The following is a 17408-nucleotide window of genomic DNA, read 5'->3' as shown; positions in this document are numbered from 1 at the left end:
AAATTCTTGAAACTTTCACTTTTTGGAAGTATTGAGAATTTTATGGTCGGCTTGCAGGATACACTCAGGTTACATGGATATACGGATCGGGTCTTAACCGAGCGCCAGCTTGCGGATGCGATCGGCGGTAGCGCGGCACGGCGCTACGGCATAGTGAACCGAGCGCTTAAAAGCCGAAATCTTTTGCGTATCAAGCGCGGGCTCTATGCTCTGCCAGCTCATCTCCGATCAACACCACTACACCCTTACGTCGTGGCGCAGGCGCTTCATCCGGGCAGTTACGTTTCCTTCGAAAGCGCTCTGTCCTTTCACGGCTGGATTCCAGAGGCCGTGCGTCAAACCGCCTCAGTGACCCCCGGACGCAAGTCCATCGACTATGAGACAGAGACCTTCGGAGCCTTCACCTTTTTACCGTTGGCCCTGCAACCCTACCAATTTCTGGTTGGTGTAGAACGCCATCGTCTTAATGACGCGACGGCTCTGATTGCGTCCCCTCTGCGCGCCCTGATGGATATCGTGGCCTACCGCAAAATCAGGTGGCAGGGGGTGTCGTGGATCACCGAGGGTCTGAGGGTGGATATCGAACAGATGTCCGGGCTCGATCCTCAAACATTCCAACGGTTGTGCGACGTTTATAAGCACACAGCCGCCAGGGCATTCGCAAACAGGCTCTATGACGCCCTTGCCCAACATAGGGAGCTGGCGCGATGATCGACATTATTCGACAAAAACTGAACCAATACAACGCGGGCAATACCCTTGAGACAGAAAACGCCCTCAAGGAAATCCTTCAGGAGATCGCCTTACATGCGCTCTGGCGCGCGGACTTTTTTGAGGCGTCCTTGTTTCAAGGCGGAACGTGCCTGCGCATTCTCCACGGTCTACCCCGCTTCTCTGAAGATCTTGATTTTATCCTGCGCACGCCCGACCCGGACTTTGACCTCCAACCCTATTTGAAAACTCTGTTAGAGGTCTTCGATCAGTTTGGTCTCCAGCTTGAGGTGGTATCAAAAGAACGCATGGACAGTGTCATTCGTGAGGCCGTCCTGAAAGATAGCGCAATCGCCCGACAGCTTGACCTGCGCTTTGCCGATGGGCGGCAAAAGACCATTAAGATCAAACTGGAAATTGACACAAACCCGCCTGAGGGTTCGGGTGAGGACACAACCTATCTCGATTTTCCAACCGATTATGAAGTCCGCCACCAGGACCTTTCGTCGAACTTTGCTCTGAAAATCCATGCGCTTCTTTGCCGGCCCTATGTGAAAGGCCGCGACTGGTTTGACTTCTCCTGGTACGTAGCCAGAGGTGTTGGGCCGAACCTGAAGCTTCTGTCAGCGGCGCTGCGGCAAAAAGGCCCGTGGGCGGGCCAGACGGACCTTGAGGCCGATAGGGACTGGGTGCATGGCGCGCTGACGAACAGGATCGATGCGATTGACTGGTCTGATGCCGTAGACGATGTCAGGCGCTTTTTGCGCCCCTCCGAAGCCAAAAGCCTTGATCTGTGGAGCGCGAGGTTCTTTCACGTGCGCGCTCAAAAACTACATCAAAATTTCCATCTATCCTGAATTCGCCCACGCCCAAGGCGGGTCATCCGCGTTCAGCCTGCAAGTGGCCTAGGTGCGGATAGACGACAAGCGACGCGCAATTTCCCAATCATCGCAGACCTGTTATCCTTGTAAATCTACCAGCCGTCGGTAGATTTACAAGGATGGGTGTCGGTTCGGGGAAAGGCCTTACCTCAGGCCATATAGAAGACCGGCTTCAAATCCTTCGCCACCGGCGAATTGTCGGGGTTTGAATCCATGATGTCGGCCATATAGGCCCACCATTTTTTCATCACCGGATGAGCGGGCAGGTCGGCCATGGTGTGGTTGTCCGTGCGGCGCAGGACGCCAAACAGGGTCAGGGTTTCCGGATCAAGGAAGATCGAATAGTCCGACACTCCGGCTTCGTGCAAAAGGTCCGACAGTTCGGGCCAGATCTCATCGTGGCGCTTCTGGTATTCGGCCTCAAAGCCCGGCTTGAGCTGCATTTTGAAGGCGTGAATCTGGGTCATAAGGTTTAGTTCCCTGAAATCTTTGCCGGGGCCTCGCGCATGACGGGCCAGTCGGCGGGGGTGAGGTCATAGTGTTTCGGATCGGCCGGATGGGCCGGATCGAAGGCGGTGAAATCGGGCGCGGCCTTGAGGTCCAGCCCGCTTTGCGGATCGGTGATCACCTGCGCCACGTAGTTGGCGATCTGATAGGCGCCATAGGCATTGTGGTGGGTCTTGTCCTGCCCGTTATTGCCAAAGGCCAGCGGGCTGACCTGCGGCCCCAGCGCCTCATACAGCATCTTCGTCTTCGCCGTCAGGTCGATAAACGGCACGTTCAGCTCTGCGGCGACTTTCCGCACGGCGTCGTCATACCCCGCCAGCGTGTTGGTGATCTTACCGTTTTCAAACGAGCGGCGCGACACGGGTGAAATCAGCACCACCTTCGCCCCGCGCGTCTGCGCATCCGTCGCAAAGGCCTTCAGCCACGCCGGGTATGAGCGCTCGGCATCGACATAGGTGCGCGGCCACTGCTTCTTCTGATCATTATGGCCAAACTGCATCAGCACCACATCGCCCGCGCGCAGATCGCTCAAGAGCTTGTCCCAGCGCAGGGAGGTGACAAACGACTTCATCGTCTCGCCGGAACGCGCGTGATTGGCCACGGAGACGTCGTTGGCTAAAAAGCGCGGCAGCATCTGCCCCCACGAGGCGTAGTCCGTGCCGGCCTGATCGGTGACGGTGGAGTCTCCGGCAATCAGGATGCGGCGGGCCTTGATGGGCGCGATCTCTACGCTTTGCACGGCGGGTGAGGGGCCTGAAAACGCAATCGTCAACCTGTCATCCCAGGTGCGGCTGATGTCTTCGTCGCCGCGCAGACCGACGCGCGGGGCCTTGCCCTTGGCGTCCTGCTCAGAGGTGACGACTGAGGCGTCGCGCACATTGACAATAAACTCAACCGTCTTCGTCTCACCCTTTTTCAGCGCTACCGGGGCCAGCATCAGGCGACGGTCTTCGGCCCAGATCGAGGTGCGGCTTTCTGCCTTTTTCGCCCCCAGCGTCACGCGCACGCGGTAATCACCCGGAGCCGCCTTCACGGCCAGCGCGACCTCGTTTCCATCGCGTGTATTGGTAAAGCCATAGCCGCGGGTTGCGTCATAGGTCATGTCGGGGGTTACCCGCACGGCCGTCGCATCGGCTTTCAGGGCGGGATCGAACAGGAAACGCTGAGGCAGGGTCGTCACGGAGGCTTCCGAAGCTGCGGTTTGGGCCATGACGGAGGTTCCGCCCCACGTTAGGGCAAGTGTCAGGGCAAGCGTCAAAACAAGCCCGCCCGTCCGCAAGCGAGTCTCATTTCCCTGATTGGTTTTGATCATAATGGCGTTTTTTCTGATCATAATTGGCCTTTATGTGCTCGTTTGTGATATTTTTTCATTGATATGGCCCGTCGTCAATGTCATCTTAACGCACCAGCCGCCGCTGGCCGTCGCTGCGCGGGCGTCCAAGACCCGCCGATCTGAAGATCCCGGCCACGGCGCTGTCTCAGAGGAACCCCAAAAGAGGACCCCCGATGCCCAACCAGAAACCGCTGCGCCGGAAGCTTTTCCGCATGGCAGCTCTTTCGCGTGTTTCGCAAATCGGTCTGATCGCCGCCGCCGGTGCCCTGCTGGCCTTTGGCGCGACGGCACAGGAACTGGGGATTCCGCAGGGCTCCGATGCGCAAAAACAGGCGCAAATCAGTGACGCCGCCAAAGCGCAAAACGTCTTCCTGATGTCGGCCTTCATGGCCACCTCGCAAAACACGCTCAGCCTGTTTACCTCCGCCGACGGCGTGACGTTTAAGACGCTGGGCTCTGAGGTTTATACGCCGCAGAAGGGTTTGCTGCGCGACCCGTCGATCATCCGCCATTCGGACGGCTACTATTACGTCGTCTATACCACCAACTGGGACGGCTCGGATTTCGGCATCACCCGCTCGAAAGACCTGAAAAGCTGGGAACTGGTGCGTGAGGTCAAGATCGACCTGCCGGGCCTGACGAACACCTGGGCGCCCGAATGGTTCCGCGACAAAGATGGCTCCCTTAAGGTCGTGGTGTCCCTGTCTAAGGGCGGCACCAAGGGGCCGTTCGGCGCCTATGTGATCGAGCCCAACGCTGACTTCTCGCAATGGTCGGCGCCCAAGCCCATGCAGGGCCTGCAAGGCAACTATATCGACACCTTCGTGGTGGCGACTGACAAGGGCTACACCGCCTTCGTCAAGAACGAGACGACCAAATTTATCGAACTGGCCACGGCCAAATCGCTGTACGGTCCGTGGACCATCGAGAAAAAGGGTGACTGGGCCGGCTGGGGCGACTGGCGCGAAGGTCAGGCGCTGGTGAAGCTACCTAATGGCGGCTGGCGCATCTATTTCGACGACTATATCACCAAGCGCTACTGGTATTCCGACAGCCACGATAACTTCAAAACCTGGACGCCGAAAAAAGAAATCGGCGGCGTATCGGGTGTGGTGCGTCACTTCACCGTCCTGTCCGAAGACCCGAAGGCTCTGGCCGAAGCCACCAAGCCCAAAAATCCGCCCAAAAAAGTCACCTGGGACGAACACTCCCTGATGGTGGACGGCAAGCGCATCATGGTGTGGTCGGGCGAAGTGCATCCCTTCCGCCTGCCCAATCCGTCCCTGTGGCGTGATGTGCTGCAAAAGATGAAGGCGTCGGGCTTCAACGGCGTCGCCTTCTACTTCAACTGGGGCTACCACTCGCCGGCACCGGGCGTTTATGATTTTAGCGGCATCCGCAATGTCGAACGTGCCATCGAAATCGCCGAAGAAGAGGGCATGTACGTCATTGCCCGCACCGGCCCCTATGTGAATGCCGAACTGACCGGCGGCGGCTTCCCCGGCTGGCTGTTGCGTCAGCGCGCCGAAGCCCGCACAGATGACCCGCTGTTTCTGGCCGCCACCGATGAGTGGATGACGCAGATCAACGCCATCATCGCGCGGCATCAGATCACCAACGGCACGGGCAACGTCATCGCCTATCAGCTCGAAAACGAGCTGGGCAAGGTCGAGCCCAAGCACGTGCGTCAGATGGAGCATCTGGCCAAAAAAGCCCGCGCCGATGGTATCAGCGTGCCCTTCTTCCATAACGCGGCCGGGCGTCTGCCCGACTGGACGCCGAAGGACTCGACCGCGCCGTGGGCCAATCCGGGGCCGACGGACATCTATGCCTTTGATGGCTATCCGGGCGGCACCTGTAACGTTCATGCCGATCCGTCCGGCCCCAACAAGGCCCCCGACTGGGGCATCTATGGCACGACGCCACCGCGCATCGGTTCGCTGTCCTCGCCCAAAACGCCCGGTTTTGCGGCTGAGCTGGGGGGCGGCTGGTTCGACTACTGGGGCTCCAACGGCACCTATGAATGCACGGCCAAGCGTCAGGGCAAGGGCTATCAGCGCGTCTTTTACGGCACCAACCTGATCAACCGTATCACCATCCACAACGTCTATATGACGTTCGGGGGCACCTCGTGGGGGTGGCTGGCCGGGCCGGTCGTTTATACCTCTTATGACTATGGCGCGGCCATTTCCGAAGATCGGGGCCTGCGCGAAAAGGCCTATGCGCTGAAGCAGCAGGGCATGTTTGTTCAGGCAGCCGAACAGGTCCTGGCCGAGATGGACAAGGGGCCGGTGCTCAAGCCCTCGAACGACAGGATCAAGGTCTATCACAACATCAATCCGACGCTGAAGACCCACGTCCTGTTTGCGGTTCACAATCCGTCCGATGCCCTGACCGACGACAGCGCGACCTTTGAGTTGGCGACCAAGGACGGCACCTACACCATCCCGGTGCGCGTCAATGGTCAGGACGCCAAGATGTTGCTGGCCTCATACGCGATGGAGCGTCAGCACCTTGTCTATTCCAACTCGGAAATCCAGACGCATTTCCAGAAGGGTGAACAGGACATCGCGCTGCTGCATGGCCGTGTCGGGGAGGCGGGAGAGACCGTGCTGCGCTTCTCGCAAGCGCCGAAGGTCGAGCTTCTATCCGGTCAAGCCAAGTGGAAGTACGATGCCAAAACCGGCGACCTGAAAATCAGCTATACGCATAACGGTCTGATCCGTCTGCGCATCACCGATGGTGGCCGTGCGCCGCTGCTTCTGCTGATCGCCGATGAGCCGACCAGCTACACTTTCTGGCGTCAGGAGACGGCGGAAGGCCCGGTGCTGCAAATGACGGCGGCACTGGTGCGCGAAGCCAGACTGTCGGGCGGCAAGCTCGATCTTCTGGGCGACACCATGACGGAATCGGCCCTGACGATCTGGGGCCCGAAGTCGGTGGCGAGCGTCACCTTCAACGGGGAACCGGTCGCCGTTACGGCGCAAAACGACGGCAGCCTGTTCAGCACCCAGCCCCTGCCGCGCCCGGAAAAGGTCACCCTGCCGGACCTCGCGCAGGTGGCGTGGACGCGCCGCATGGACAGCCCCGAAGCGCAGCCCGGCTTTGACGACAGCCAGTGGGTGAAGGCCGACAACCGCCCGACAGCGGCTCAAACCTGGACGACCACCGAACGCGGTCAGCCGACGCTCAGCATGAGCGATTACGGCTTCCACCACGGCGACGTCTGGTATCGCGGGCGCGTCAGGATCACCGATCAGACGGCGGATCAGCTTGAGCTGTTCTACGGCGCGGGCGGGGCCGGTATGATTCAGGTGTGGGTCGATGGCAAATATATCGGCCAGCACGAACACGATACGGGCCGTCAGTTCCCCGAAACCACCGACAGCGTGAAGTTCAAGCTCGACAAGCTGACGCCCGGTGAGCACGTGATTTCGGTCATGGTGCGCAACAATTCGCACAACTGGGACCTGATGGCCGACGACGCCCACCGCGAAGCGCGCGGCCTGATCGCCGCGTCTCTGACCACCCGCGCCGGTCGCCGTTTCGCCGTCCCGATTGAGTGGCGCATTCAGGGCAATAAGGGCGGCGAACAGATCGCCGACCTCGTCCGCGGTCCTCTGAACAATGGTGGCCTCTACGGCGAGCGCGAAGGCTGGTATCTGCCCGGCAAACAGGACGGCTGGGAGGCCACCAGCCAGACCGCGGCCCCGCCGGCGGCGGGCACCTACTGGCTGCGGACCCAGTTCAAACTCGACCTCCCTAAGGGGCACGATGTGCAACTGGGGCTCAGCTTCGGTGACACGACACAGCCGCGCTCAGACCGGGAAAACCGTGTACTGATCTTCGTCAATGGCTGGAATATGGGGCAGTTTATCGCCCATATCGGCCCGCAGCGCACCTTTGTCATCCCGCCGGGTATCTTAAACCCCAATGGTGACAACACCATCGCTCTGGCCGTCACCACCGATGGCAAGCCGGAAAACGCACTGGAGCCCGTTCAACTGGTTAATCTGCGTACCGCGCGCACGAGCGTCCCCCTCGACATCATGCCCGCACCCAATAAACTGCAACGCTAACAGTACCTTCTCTCCCCAAAGAGTTCCCTCTCATGACCGCTCAGATCCTCAAAAAGCCCGTCAATACGAACAATCAGGTCCTTACCCCGACCGATCCGTTCAACATCCATCCGCTGCTGCAACATCAGTCGGCGGCGCTGGATGCCGATCGTGACGATTATCGTCGGGCCATCGACCTGTTGATCGACAATCTGATCCACATCGAGGACACGTCGGGTGAGTTCCTGCTGCGTCTGACCGATGGCCGCGTGATCGACACTAAGGCCTGGCATGGCTTTGAGTGGACGCAGGGCATCGGCCTTTACGGCATGTACAAGGTCTGGGAGATGACCAGCGATAAAAAAGCCTGGGACATCATGATCAACTGGTTCGAGGACCGGTTCAAGGAAGGCTCGCCGTCGCGCAATATCAATACGGTCGCCCCCTTCCTGACGCTGGCCTACCTGTTTGAGCGCACCGGCGACCGCCGCTATCTGCCCTATCTCGATGTGTGGGCGGAGTGGGTCTACAATGATCTTCCGCGTACGGAAGAAGGTGGCTTCCAGCACATCGTCTATAACAGCGTCAATAACCAGCAACTGTGGGACGACACGCTGATGATGTCGGTCGTGCCACTGGCCAAGATCGGCCTGCTGCTTAACCGCCCGCACTATGTCGAAGAGGCCAAGCGTCAGTTCCTGATCCATATTAAGTACCTGACCGACCGCAAGACGGGCCTGTGGTTCCACGGCTGGACCTTTGACGGCCGTCACAACTTCGCCAACGCCCTGTGGGGCCGTGGCAATTCGTGGGTCACCATCGTGATCCCGGAATTTATCGAGCTTCTCAACCTGGCGAAGGACGACGCCTTCCGCCTGTTTCTGATCGAGACGCTGGAAGCGCAGGTCAAAGCCCTTGCAAAGGTTCAGGCCCCGTCGGGCCTGTGGCGCACCATCCTTGATGATGAGACGTCTTACGAAGAAGCTGCGGCCTCGGCGGGCTTTGCCTATGGTATCCTGAAGGCCGTGCGTAAGGGCTATATCTCGCGTGAGTATGAAGCCATGGGCATCAAGGCCGCCAAGGCCGTGCGCGCCCATATCAACAGTTCGGGTGAGCTCACTCAGGTGTCGTTCGGCACCCCGGTGTTCAACTCCATTCAGGAATATAAGGACATTCCGCTGACCTCGATGCCGTTTGGTCAGGCCATGGCGCTGCTGACCATGGGCGAGTTCCTGTACCGGTTTATTTAACACGCACCTCCCCGGTTCAGGGGAGGTGGATTTTTTGGTGTGAGCCAAAAAAAGACGGTGGGGTTTAGGTCGGCATGATCAGCCCGCTGCGTCGCCGTCAAAACGGCGACACCTCCCCCGCTATGCAGGGGAGGCGGATTTTGGGAGTGAAACGATATGGCCGAAGCGGCAAGCGTACGTAAACCGGGTTGGATGAACTACTGGGGCTGGGGATCGGGCGACATGCTCGGTGCCGGGGCTCAGGCCGTCATCACCGGCTGGCTGTTCTATTTCTTCACCAACTTCTGCGGTCTGAGCGCCATTGATGCCGGGTTTATCCTCGGTCTGCCGCGCCTGCTGGAAGCCATCACCTGCCCACTGATCGGCTATATATCCGACAATCTGCGCCATACCTGGGTGGGGCGAAAGATTGGCCGGCGCAAGATTTTCCTGCTGATCACCATACCGCTTCTGCCGTCCTTCGCGTTGTTGTTCGTGACGGGTCAGACCTTCTGGTACTATCTCTTCGTCTTTATCTTCTTCGAACTGCTCTACACCATGTTCCTCATTCCGTGGGAAACCCTCGCCGCGGAAATGACCAAGGATTACAAGGAAAAAGCCAAGTTCGCCGGGGCACGCATGATCATTGCGCAGTCCTCTGCCATCCTCGCCTCCTACCTGCCGACCTTCATTATCGACAATTTCGGCGGCAAGGATTCGCCGGACACCTTCCTGATCATGGCGACCATTTTTGGTTTGCTGTTCTCGCTGGTGGTCATTCTGGTGGTCATCTTCTCGTGGGAGCGTCCGTACACGGAAGATGAAAAGCGTATTCAGCCGCAGCCCTTCAATGCCGCCGCCGCGCTGATGATCCCGGTCAACATGTTCCGCGACCTGTTCTCGACGCTGAAACTGCGCGCCTTTCGTCAGCACCTGTCGATCTATCTGGGCGGCTACCTGTCGCAGGATATCTTCAACACCGCCTTCCCGCTGTTTGTGGCGACTGTTCTGGCGGCTGGGGCAACGCTGAGCAAGGGCGAAACCACGACGCTGATTTCGGGCATGATGACGCTGATGTACATCGCGCAGCTCGTTTCGGTGATGATCGCCATTCAGGTGGTGATCAAGACCGGCCCGACCCTGGCCTACCGCATCGCCATCAGCTTTGTGGGCGCGGCGCTTCTGCTGTTCCTCGCCTTCTACTTCACGCAGCCCGAAGGCATTGCGGCCGGCCTTGAAGGCCTCAACGGCAACCTGTTTGCCGCCTTTAACCACTCCAATTTCGGCGTTGCCTTCTGGCTGATCGTGCCGATCATTCTGGCAGGTCTGGGGCGTGGCACGCTGAACTTCGTACCGTGGTCGGTCTATAACTACCTGCCGGATATTGATGAAGCGGTGACCGGTCAGCGTCGTGAAGGTATCTTCGCCGGGGTTATGACCCTGGTGCGCAAGATGGCGCAATCGGCGGCTATCGTTGCGACCGGCTGGATCATCAATCAGGGCGGCTATCTGGCGGCCCCGAAGGACTCGACCGTGGTCATCCAGCAGACGCCGGAAGCCATCCACACGATTGTGCTGGTCCTGATCGCGGGTCCGATCGTCGTCATGGTGCTGGGTATGATCATTTCGTGGAGCTTCGGCCTCAATGTCAAATCCCACGGCATTCTTGTCCACGAAGTCGAGCGTCTGCGTGCGGGCGAAACCGAGCCGGAGTCGGAAGAGAGCCGTCGTGTGGTCGAAAACCTGACCGGCTTTAAGTTCGAGCACCTGTGGGGCCGCTATAAGCGATAAGCCAAAAAACGCAGAACCCCGCTTCATCGAAGCGGGGTTCTTCCTTTCAGTCACGATATTCAGAGCGGAATGATCTTTATTGGATCATTCCGCTCAAGCCCGGTTTTAGCGAACAGCGACCTTCTGCTTGAGCAGGAACCACGTCACCGCGTCAAACAGGGCGTCGTTTGACGCATCAATCACGTTCGGGCTGACCCCCAGCGTATGCCAGGCGTGGCCGTCCGTATCGCGGCTTTCGATCACCACTCGCGTCAGGGCCGCCGTGGCGTCCGACGGCGTCAGGATGCGCACCTTATAGTCCGAAAGGTGCATGGCCTTCAGTTCCGGATAGTGCGGCATCAGGGCCTTACGCAGCGCCTCATCCAGCGCGTTGACCGGGCCATTGCCTTCGGCCACCGTCATCACGGTTTCGCCGGCGACCGACAGCTTGACGGTCGCCTCGGCCATCGTGTCCTGCGCCCCGGAGGCTTCAACGCGGCATTCGTTCAGCGCGCGATAGCTGAGGAGTTCATAATAGCGCGGCAACTGCCCCAGAAGCCCGCGGGCCAGAAGCTCGAACGAGGCGCTGGCGTCTTCATAGGCGTAGCCCATCGCCTCGCGGTCCTTGACGATCCGGACCAGCTCATTGACGCGCTCATCATCAGCGGCGACCTCAATGCCCATCTGCTCCAAACGGTTCAGCACATTGGCGCGTCCGGCCTTGTCCGAGACGAGGATCAGCCGCGTATTGCCGACCAGAGCCGGGTCGATATGTTCATAGGAGCGGCTGTCGCGCGCCATGGCTGACACGTGCAGGCCACCCTTGTGCGCAAAGGCGCTCTTGCCGACATAGGCGGCGTGGCGGTTGGGCACGCGGTTCAGACGGTCGTCGATCAGACGCGACAGCGACCCGATCTCTTTGAGTTGTTCCATCGACACGCCTGTCTCGTAGCCCATCTTGAGCATCAGGGTTGGGATCAGGGCAATCAGATTGGCATTGCCGCAGCGCTCACCAATGCCGTTGATCGTGCCCTGAATCTGACGCACGCCCGCTTCCACTGCGGCCAGCGAATTGGCTACCGCCTGTTCGGTATCATTATGGCAGTGGATGCCCAGTTTCGCCTCTGGCAACTTCGCCTTGACGTCGGAGACGATGCGGTACACCTCGGACGGCATCGATCCGCCATTGGTGTCGCACAGGATGATCCACTCCGCCCCGGCTTCATAGGCCGCGCTGAGGGCTTCCAGCGCATAGGCGGGATTGGCCTTATAGCCATCGAAGAAGTGTTCGGCGTCGAAATGCGCCTCGCGGCCCTGCGCGATCATGTGGGTAAGCGAGTCACCGATCATCTTCAGGTTTTCGCTCGTTGACACCTTCAGCGCCGTCTCGACCTGCCAGTCCCAGCTCTTGCCGACCAGACAGACGGCCGGGGTATTGGCATTGAGAATATCCTGAAGGCCCGGATCGTTTGAGGCCGAACGCCCGGCGCGACGTGTCATGCCAAAGGCCGACACTTTCGCAAAGCGCGTCTTCGGCACGCGGGCAAAAAAGGCGTCATCCGTGGGGTTGGCCCCCGGCCAGCCGCCTTCGATATAGTCGATGCCAAAGGCGTCAAGCGCCTCAGCAATCGCCAGCTTGTCGGCAACGGTGAAGTCAATTCCCTGCGCCTGCGATCCGTCGCGCAGGGTGGAGTCATAAAGATAGATACGCTCGGCCATGGCTCAGCTATAGCCTGACTTTGGGGGCGTCAATAAAATTCCCGCACTTAAGCGGTAATTGCGCTGCCAAGTCTCTGAAATCGCGCCATTCGTTTCGATGATTACTATTTCTCACCGGCCCTGAGTGCCGCGAACATCTGTTCGGCGACCTCCCAGTCTTCGGGCGTGTCGATATCGACGACCTCAGTGCGCGGCAGGATGACCGGGGCGGAATGGATCGAAAAGACGTCTTCGCCATTCAGCGCCGCCTCTGTCCAGCTCCAGTAGAACTGCGCGGCATCATGATAGGCGGGTGTCAGGTCCTGAGAGCGCGTCATGCGATGTTCGGGCTGGAACATGGCCACGCCGCCCTCACGCGTGACGTAAAGCGCGCGCTGGATAGGGAAGGCGTAGCTGGTCACCGAAAAGGCGTGGCGCTTGCCCTGAAGCGCTTCCCAGCCCTCGATCAGGCGTTTCGCCGTCAGAAACGGAGCGGTGGCATAGAGGCAGCACAGGGCGTCGGGCCGTTCGCCCTGAGTGATCAGCCAGTCGAGCGCGTGGGCCATGACCGCGCCGGTCCCGGCATGGTCGTTGGACAGCTCCGGCGGGCGCACAAACGGCGTCTGTGCCCCGCAGGCGCGCGCCACCTCAGCGATTTCGGCGTCATCGGTGGAGACGATGATACGCGCAAACAGGCCGGACTCAAGGGCGGCCCGGATCGAATAGCCGATCATGGGCTGCCCAAAGAAGGGCTTGATATTCTTGCGCGGGATGCGCTTCGACCCGCCGCGCGCCGGAATGATACAGACCCGTCTCATCGCAGAAAGACCTGATTGATATAGGGGTCAAATCCGCCGGGATTGTCCATCACCGGGGCCTTGGGCGAATGCGGGGTGACGTAGAGATTATACTGAAACGCCAGCAGCAGACGCGGGCGCGACACGGGCAAAAGCCCCTTATGGAAGCCATAGACGTCTTCGAGAAACCACGAGCCGGCGGGGGCGGTCAACGTCACCACCTTGTCGGCCCCGAAGGCCGCTTCGATGTCGGCATCTGTCTGGGCCTTGCCCGTTTCGAGAATGGGGGAGCGGTGTGAGCCGCGCACGAACACATGCGGGCCGGATTGGGCGTCGATGTCGGTCAGGTAGTAGAAGAGTTTGACATTGCCCACGCAGTCGTAATCGCGATGAAACCGCTGCACGCCCTTGGCCGTGGCGCGGCCGGGGAAGGACCACACGGCCCCGATATTGTCGAGAATGGGCCGCGCCCCCAGATACAGCTCGGCAGCCGCCAGAACGTCCGGATGGTTGGCCAGTGCCAGCGCATGGGGCGCGCGGATCACCTCTTCGGGCGTGAAATAGCCGATATTGATGTCGTCGGACGGCACCTCATCCCAGCGAAACCGCCCCAGATGCGGGCGATAGGGGTCGTGGCAGGGCAGGTCGCGGAAATAGGCCGTGAGGTCGCTCAACACCTGCGCGTCAATGGACGGCTGAATAGCGGTAAAGCCGTCTTCGCGTAGCCCGGCACACAGGGACTGGGCCAGAGGTGAGGGCGCAAGGTCGGGTGTGCGCGGCTTGAACTGACGGATCAGGCGGCCCACCCGTTGCCGGCCGCGATAATCGAGCAGCGGCAACAGGTCATAGGCGATATTGCGCCGGTCAGCGCGGGCGCGCGCGGCAAAATGCCGCCAGGAGGGAACCCGCGTTTTCAGGCGTTCTCGCAATCCCGGCGTCTGGGCCACGGCGTGCGCCGGTCTCAGAGCCCGACCAGAGCGGCCAGATCGTTGATGGTTTGCGCGGCGCGCAGCTGATCGCCGCTGACCACCGTATTGTAGTTAGCGTCGGCCATGGCCACAAAGGTGATGACGGCGAGGCTGTCCCAGTTGCCAAGCTCTGTCAGGGTTTCCGCACCCGTCAGACCCGCCGGGTCGATTTCGAGAATTTCCGCCACAGAGGCGATGAAGGTCTGGTCGGTCATAAGGTTTTTTCCCGCGCCGTAAGTATTGAAATTGTGCGGTTGGATCCTTGGGTGATCCGCTTAATATTCCCTTAAACCCAGGGTCCGTCCGGGCATGGCGCGCAGGCGCCGGGACCCGTCCCTTAACGCGATCTTAACGCAAAGCAGCGGATGAGAGGCACAGGCCATAACAAGGGATTCGGGAGCGTTTCATGACCGAAGGCAGATTGCAGGGCGTGGCGGTGCGTGGCATCCGGGCCTGTGTTCCCAAGACCGGACGGACGCTGGCCGAGGAGGGGCTGATCCCCGATGAGGCCGAGCGCGAACGCCTGATCAAATCCATCGGCGTGCGCTCACGACGCATCGCCCCGGAAGGGGTGATGACCTCCGACCTGTGTCAGCGTGCCGCCGAAGGTATGTTGGATCAGCTGGGCTGGGCGCGCGACAGCATTGATGTGCTGATCTTTGTCACCCAAAGCGCCGACTATGTGGCCCCGGCCACCGCCTGCGCGCTGCAACACCGGCTGGGTCTGGGGTCGTGTCTGGCCTTTGACGTCAATCTGGGCTGTTCGGGCTATACCTACGGCCTGTGGATGGTGGCTTCGCTTCTGAAGACGCTGAGCATTGGCGGGCGTCCGGCACGCGGCCTGCTGCTGGCCGGGGATGTCTCGACCTCGCGCCTTTTGAAGGATGATCGCGCCACCGTGCCGCTGTTTGGGGATGCAGGGACCGCCACGGCGCTGGAGGTGGATGCGTCTGCCCCGGAAATGACGGGTGTGTTCGGCACCGATGGGGCCGGCGCCCCGCACATCATGGTCGAGGCCGGGGGCATCAAGCTGCCGCTTCTGCCGCAGGAGGGGCCGCAGGACGAAGAGACGCAGGCCCGGCTTTACCGCGCCTCGCGCCTCTATCTCAATGGCCCCGAAGTCTTCACCTTCACGCTCAAAAACGTCCCGTCTCTGGTCAATCAGATCCTCGCCGCCTCCGGCAGCACGGTTGAGGACATAGACCATGTCGTCTTCCATCAGGCCAATGTCTTCATGCTCGAACATCTGCGCAAGAAGGCGGGCCTGCCGGCGGAGAAGGTGCCGATCGCCATGGAAACCTATGGCAACACCTCTTCGGCCTCGATCCCCCTGACCATTGCCGACCGTCTGTCCGATACCTTCGCCACCCCCACACCGGTCCTGCTGGTCGGTTTTGGTATCGGCTGGTCGTGGGCAGCTCTGAAGCTGCATCTGGGCCCGATGCCACACTGTGTGGTCGATGAGTATGACTGACGCAGCGCCTCAGGACATGCCCCCGACGCATGAAACCTGGAGGCAAAGGCTGGGTCTGATCCCGGCGGATCATTACTATCGCGAGGACATCCTCTCGGCTGAGATTGAGCGCGTCTTTGCGCGTAGCTGGCTGTGCGTCGGCTTTGTGCGGGATCTGGCGCAGCCCAATGATTTCCTTACCTTTCAGGTTGGCCCCCACAGCATCGTCGTGCAAAACTGTGAGGGCGTTTTGCGTGCCTTTCGCAATGTCTGCTCGCACCGCTTTGCCCGAATCCAGTGTACGCGGTCGGGCAACCGGCCCCTGACCTGTCCCTATCATGGCTGGACCTACGATGCGGCGGGCCGCCCGGCGGGCATCCCGCTGAACCGGCAGAATTTTGAGTTTAACGACGCCGATAAGGACGCGCTGGCGCTGAAAGCCTATGCGCTGGAAACCGTCGGGCATTTCGTCTTTGTACGGATGAATGCCGAGGGGCCTGACCTGAAAACCTTTCTGGGCAGCTTTTATGATGACCTCGCCCACGTTTCCGAGGCCTGTCCGGACCGTTTTGAGCACGAAGTGCTCGACTGGTCGGTCAACTGGAAGCTGGGCATGGACAATGCCGCCGAAGGCTATCATCTGCCCATGGTCCATTCGGGCAGTTTCAGCCTTATCCTGTCTACCGATCTGACGCTGAGCACCGATGCGGGCCATAGCCGCTATACCGGTAAGCTGCGCGACCGCTCACGCAAATGGTGGGACAATGTGGCGCGCGCCATAGAGCTTGAGCGCGGTGATCTTTACCCGGAATATACCAGCTTTCTGATCTTCCCCAACATCATCGTGACCTTCTCCTACGGGGCGTTTCTGACGTTTCAGACGTTTGAGCCGACCGGCACGGACAGTCTGCGTCTGACGACAACGGGCTGGCTCGGTAAAAACAATGGCCGCGCCGCGCGCGACATGGTGGCCGATAGCCTGCGCGGCTTTACGAAACAGGTCCGTGACGAAGACCGCGACATCTGTCAGGTGACCCAGGCCGGGATGCGCGATGCGCCGCCGGAGCGGCCGCCGCTTCTGGGGGCCATGGAAGACCGTATCGCTGAGTTTCAGCGCACCTATATGCACCTGATGACGCCTCCCCCTCCTGCTGAAAGAGATATGCCGTGACGACTTCATTTCATCCGATGGATATGACGGGACGGACCGTTCTGGTCACCGGGGCGACCAGCGGCATAGGACAGGCGGCGGCGGTCTATCTGTCGCGGCTGGGGGCGCGCGTGGTGGCAAGTGGCCGCAACGCTGAACGGCTTGAGGAAACGCTTTCCCTGCTGGAGGGCGAAGGCCATGTGGGCAAGCTGTTCGATCTGGCCGACACCGCCGGTATCGTGCCCTGGCTGAAGGCCTTGTGCGCCGAGGTTGGGCCGCTGAACGGTATCGCCCATTGCGCCGGGATACAGGGCACCCTGCCCATACAGGCGGTGACGCCCACCTTTGCCCACGATGTGCTGATGCAGAATCTGGCGGCCTCGCTGATGCTGGCGCAGGGGTTCCGCCTCAAGGTCTGCCACACGCCGCAGGCTTCGCTGGTGTTTGTCTCGTCCTCGGCGGCGCTGAAAACCGCGCCGGGCAATGTGGTCTATGCGGCGTCGAAAGGTGGGCTGATCTCGGCCGTCAAGGGGCTTGGGGTCGAACTGGTCCGGGACGGTATCCGCGTCAACGCCATTGCACCGGCCATGGTTGAAACACCGATGTCGGAGAATTTCAAGAACAAGGTCTCCGAAGAGAAGTTCCAGAAGATTATCGACATGCAGCCTCTGGGTCTGGGGCGGCCTGAGGACGTGGCGGCGTCTATCGCCTTCCTGCTGGCCGACACCTCGCGCTGGATCACCGGCACCGTGTTGTGTGTCGATGGTGGCTTCACGGCCTGATCGGGGGAGGGGGCGCACATGCATCTGTGGGTGCGTACCGAAGCCTCTGCACAGATTGGCCTTGGCCACTT

14 protein-coding genes are annotated in these 17408 nt (G+C 60.3%); 8 read left to right on the top strand and 6 right to left on the bottom strand.

Annotated elements, in window-relative coordinates:
* Positions 1-6 precede the first annotated feature (6 nt).
* Both Q0072_RS07165 and Q0072_RS07160 read left to right on the top strand, forming a co-directional pair.
* The gene (locus Q0072_RS07165; protein WP_298327745.1) at positions 7-711 is read left to right on the top strand and encodes a hypothetical protein; all 705 of its coding nucleotides are present in this window, start codon (positions 7-9) and stop codon (positions 709-711) included.
* Positions 708-1568 carry a nucleotidyl transferase AbiEii/AbiGii toxin family protein gene (locus tag Q0072_RS07160; protein WP_298327740.1) on the top strand — a complete coding sequence of 287 codons (861 nt, stop codon included), beginning with the start codon at positions 708-710 and terminating at the stop codon, positions 1566-1568. The genes Q0072_RS07165 and Q0072_RS07160 overlap by 4 nt, the downstream gene beginning before the upstream one ends.
* Before the next feature lie 173 nt (positions 1569-1741).
* On the opposite strand, the gene rhaM is transcribed toward Q0072_RS07160, so the two are convergent.
* Complete coding sequence (gene rhaM, locus Q0072_RS07155) at positions 1742-2059, bottom strand: L-rhamnose mutarotase (protein ID WP_126422475.1); 318 nt, start codon at positions 2057-2059, stop codon at positions 1742-1744.
* A gap of 5 nt (positions 2060-2064) precedes the next feature.
* Positions 2065-3309: a rhamnogalacturonan acetylesterase gene (locus tag Q0072_RS07150; protein WP_298327736.1), complete on the bottom strand. Its 1245-nt coding sequence runs from the start codon at positions 3307-3309 to the stop codon at positions 2065-2067.
* 335 nt (positions 3310-3644) lie between these two features.
* On the opposite strand from Q0072_RS07150, the gene Q0072_RS07145 reads away from it, so the two are divergent.
* The 3 genes from Q0072_RS07145 (at position 3645) to Q0072_RS07135 (ending at position 10510) form a co-directional block, all read left to right on the top strand.
* Entirely contained in the window at positions 3645-7511 is a 3867-nt protein-coding gene (locus Q0072_RS07145) for a beta-galactosidase (RefSeq protein ID WP_298327733.1), read from the top strand.
* Between the two features lie 32 nt (positions 7512-7543).
* Positions 7544-8740, top strand: a complete 1197-nt coding sequence (locus tag Q0072_RS07140) for a glycoside hydrolase family 88 protein (protein WP_298327730.1) — start codon at positions 7544-7546, stop codon at positions 8738-8740.
* Positions 8741-8896: 156 nt separating this feature from the next.
* Complete coding sequence (locus Q0072_RS07135) at positions 8897-10510, top strand: MFS transporter (RefSeq protein WP_298327727.1); 1614 nt, start codon at positions 8897-8899, stop codon at positions 10508-10510.
* Positions 10511-10615: 105 nt separating this feature from the next.
* Here the strand turns inward: Q0072_RS07135 and cimA are convergent, their stop codons facing one another.
* The 4 genes from cimA to Q0072_RS07115 all read right to left on the bottom strand — a co-directional run bounded on the left by cimA (position 10616) and on the right by Q0072_RS07115 (position 14167).
* Positions 10616-12208: a citramalate synthase gene (cimA, locus tag Q0072_RS07130; protein ID WP_298327723.1), complete on the bottom strand. Its 1593-nt coding sequence runs from the start codon at positions 12206-12208 to the stop codon at positions 10616-10618.
* Positions 12209-12312: 104 nt separating this feature from the next.
* Positions 12313-13005: a pseudaminic acid cytidylyltransferase gene (gene pseF / locus Q0072_RS07125; RefSeq protein ID WP_298327720.1), complete on the bottom strand. Its 693-nt coding sequence runs from the start codon at positions 13003-13005 to the stop codon at positions 12313-12315.
* A complete protein-coding gene (locus Q0072_RS07120; protein ID WP_298327716.1) occupies positions 13002-13931 on the bottom strand; it encodes a phytanoyl-CoA dioxygenase family protein in 930 nt (309 codons plus the stop codon). Before Q0072_RS07120 ends, pseF begins: the two co-directional genes overlap by 4 nt.
* A gap of 14 nt (positions 13932-13945) precedes the next feature.
* A complete protein-coding gene (locus Q0072_RS07115; protein ID WP_298327714.1) occupies positions 13946-14167 on the bottom strand; it encodes an acyl carrier protein in 222 nt (73 codons plus the stop codon).
* 191 nt (positions 14168-14358) lie between these two features.
* Between Q0072_RS07115 and Q0072_RS07110 the strand changes: the two genes are divergently transcribed.
* Genes Q0072_RS07110 through Q0072_RS07100 form a run of 3 tightly spaced genes read left to right on the top strand, consistent with a single transcriptional unit; the run spans position 14359 to position 17337 of the window.
* On the top strand, positions 14359-15426 hold the full coding sequence (locus tag Q0072_RS07110) for a 3-oxoacyl-ACP synthase III family protein (RefSeq protein WP_298327711.1): 1068 nt from the start codon (positions 14359-14361) through the stop codon (positions 15424-15426).
* Positions 15413-16576 (top strand): aromatic ring-hydroxylating dioxygenase subunit alpha, encoded by a 1164-nt coding sequence (locus tag Q0072_RS07105; RefSeq protein ID WP_298327707.1) that lies wholly within the window; start codon positions 15413-15415, stop codon positions 16574-16576. Before Q0072_RS07110 ends, Q0072_RS07105 begins: the two co-directional genes overlap by 14 nt.
* A complete protein-coding gene (locus tag Q0072_RS07100) occupies positions 16573-17337 on the top strand; it encodes an SDR family oxidoreductase (protein ID WP_298327704.1) in 765 nt (254 codons plus the stop codon). Before Q0072_RS07105 ends, Q0072_RS07100 begins: the two co-directional genes overlap by 4 nt.
* Positions 17338-17408: the final 71 nt, after the last annotated feature.

The organism is Asticcacaulis sp., from assembly GCF_027484505.1.
In the GTDB taxonomy this organism is placed as follows: Bacteria; Pseudomonadota; Alphaproteobacteria; order Caulobacterales; family Caulobacteraceae; genus Asticcacaulis.
The sequence above is the reverse complement of the archived record's forward strand: the minus strand, read 5'-3'. Positions and strand labels throughout refer to the sequence as shown.

Coding starts and splice junctions, on each gene's coding strand:
- Q0072_RS07105 (WP_298327707.1), top strand. CDS start 15,413: ATGAGTATGACTGACGCAGCGCCTCAGGACATGCCCCCGACGCATGAA.
- Q0072_RS07115 (WP_298327714.1), bottom strand. CDS start 14,167: ATGACCGACCAGACCTTCATCGCCTCTGTGGCGGAAATTCTCGAAATC.
- Q0072_RS07140 (WP_298327730.1), top strand. CDS start 7,544: ATGACCGCTCAGATCCTCAAAAAGCCCGTCAATACGAACAATCAGGTC.
- Q0072_RS07160 (WP_298327740.1), top strand. CDS start 708: ATGATCGACATTATTCGACAAAAACTGAACCAATACAACGCGGGCAAT.
- Q0072_RS07135 (WP_298327727.1), top strand. CDS start 8,897: ATGGCCGAAGCGGCAAGCGTACGTAAACCGGGTTGGATGAACTACTGG.
- cimA (WP_298327723.1), bottom strand. CDS start 12,208: ATGGCCGAGCGTATCTATCTTTATGACTCCACCCTGCGCGACGGATCG.
- pseF (WP_298327720.1), bottom strand. CDS start 13,005: ATGAGACGGGTCTGTATCATTCCGGCGCGCGGCGGGTCGAAGCGCATC.
- Q0072_RS07150 (WP_298327736.1), bottom strand. CDS start 3,309: ATGGCCCAAACCGCAGCTTCGGAAGCCTCCGTGACGACCCTGCCTCAG.
- Q0072_RS07110 (WP_298327711.1), top strand. CDS start 14,359: ATGACCGAAGGCAGATTGCAGGGCGTGGCGGTGCGTGGCATCCGGGCC.
- rhaM (WP_126422475.1), bottom strand. CDS start 2,059: ATGACCCAGATTCACGCCTTCAAAATGCAGCTCAAGCCGGGCTTTGAG.
- Q0072_RS07145 (WP_298327733.1), top strand. CDS start 3,645: ATGGCAGCTCTTTCGCGTGTTTCGCAAATCGGTCTGATCGCCGCCGCC.